This is a genomic window from Isoptericola haloaureus, assembly GCF_036689775.1.
In the GTDB taxonomy this organism is placed as follows: domain Bacteria; phylum Actinomycetota; class Actinomycetes; order Actinomycetales; family Cellulomonadaceae; genus Isoptericola; species Isoptericola haloaureus.
This window is the reverse complement of sequence record NZ_JBAGLP010000019.1, coordinates 1-308: the sequence shown is the minus strand read 5'-3', so window position 1 is coordinate 308 and position 308 is coordinate 1. Positions and strand designations below refer to the sequence as shown.

Below are 308 nucleotides of genomic sequence, written 5' to 3'. Positions count from 1 at the left end.
CCTTGCTCGTTGTGGGCATGAAATCTGCAGGTCTTCCCCGGGGAAGACCTGCAGATTTCATGCCCACAACGACAGGGGGGGCGGGGGCGAGGCGGTGGGCACGCCCGGCGGCGGCAGCGAGGCGAGGAAGAGGGGGGTGGGCGGGGCCGGGGGGGCGGCGCCGCTGGGGGCGGCGGGCAGGACGATCGTGCCGCCGGGGCGCACGGAGCGCACGGAGTGCGCCCGGGGGGCCTGACCGACCGACGCGACCGCGGGGTCGGCCCGCGCCGGGACCCGCTCGCCGGGTTCGACGACGGCACTCGCCCCGA

At 77.6% G+C, this 308-nt stretch carries 1 pseudogene; it reads right to left on the bottom strand.

Features of this window, described 5'->3' with window-relative positions:
* Positions 1-57: 57 nt before the first annotated feature.
* Positions 58-308, bottom strand: a pseudogene (locus tag V5O49_RS00065) (hypothetical protein); the annotation flags it as partial.